2 protein-coding genes are annotated in these 1,154 nt (G+C 40.1%); both read left to right on the forward strand.

From position 1 onward, the window contains the following. The coding region (locus A3739_RS02730; RefSeq protein ID WP_156502282.1) for an ABC transporter ATP-binding protein at positions 1 to 604 on the forward strand (604 nt) is incomplete at its 5' end. Beyond that, a partial coding sequence (locus A3739_RS02735) for a hypothetical protein (RefSeq protein ID WP_197471987.1) occupies positions 601 to 1,154 on the forward strand: 554 nt, incomplete at its 3' end. The genes A3739_RS02730 and A3739_RS02735, both read left to right, overlap by 4 nt.

The raw sequence follows: 1,154 nt of genomic DNA on the forward strand, positions 1-1,154 counted from the left end.
ATGTAGCGGTAAGACCTACCTTTCTCAATGCATTACACGTGAACGGGAGGAACACGCAGAGTCCATTAAGACAAACGGCAAGCCTATTCAGAATATCCCTTATAAAATATGGCGTGAACAAGTGATTCATATTAACCGTAGCTCAAGCTTTATTGAAGGGACAATCATAGACAACATTACATGTTTCCAACCCGCACTGCATAAAGCCGCTTATGCGCTTTGTGAAGCAATGCAAATCAAGCACACCATAGATGAGCTAAGGCAGGGGTTTTATACAGAGTTTCGCTCCACAAATACCGTTCCATTGCCTCGTCAAGTTATTTATGCATTGGTTATTATTCGTGCTGTTTTGAGTCGTAAATCGATCATTATCATTGATGATCTGGACCTAATCTATGACACCCGTTTTGTTAAAAACTTGGTCACCTGTATTCGTCCGCGCTCAGATGCTTTTATCTGTATTTTTGTATCCAATCGTCTTCACGAAATCTACCCAAAACTTGAGCATATCGTTTTACCTCAACGATCGTTAAAGAATCAAGCGAGAAACATAGAACCAAAACATCAAAACAAAAACGATATAAATAAGGATATCATTGCATGAATACCTTAGTTGCCTTTGATGAAGTTGAACAACGTCTGCATCAATTTGCAAATAGTCCCTTAGGTGAAAATTACTTTGAGGCACACCCAATTTCTCGTGGAATCGCTTTTAGCTTAGTTGCACTAGGCTGGGAAGGAACACCTGGTATTTTAGCCGATGCATTTTTGCCCACCAATGAAGATCATGAAGCTTTCACAAACACACTTACACGTTTAGGTTATAGCCCTGAGCACGAGGATGGTGTCACACGGGAGAGATTAGCTAAAATTGACAGTCCTTGTTGGATCTCATGTATTGGGTTTAACGGTATTCTGATCGAGTATAACCTCGAGAAACAGCAACTATGCATCTATGACTACCGCAATGACAATTTGTTCTATAAAGAGGCTGATGAGCAGAATTATACGATCATTCACATCTCGCGTTATTCCAAATTGTTTCGCGAGCCTCCGCCTGAGAGCCAAGACAAAAGCAACTGGATAAAGTATTGTTTTTATCGCTATAACCGTGAGTTACACCAACTAACAATACTCAGTTTTATCGTGAGTAT

The sequence above is a fragment of the Oleiphilus sp. HI0067 genome (genome assembly GCF_001635735.1).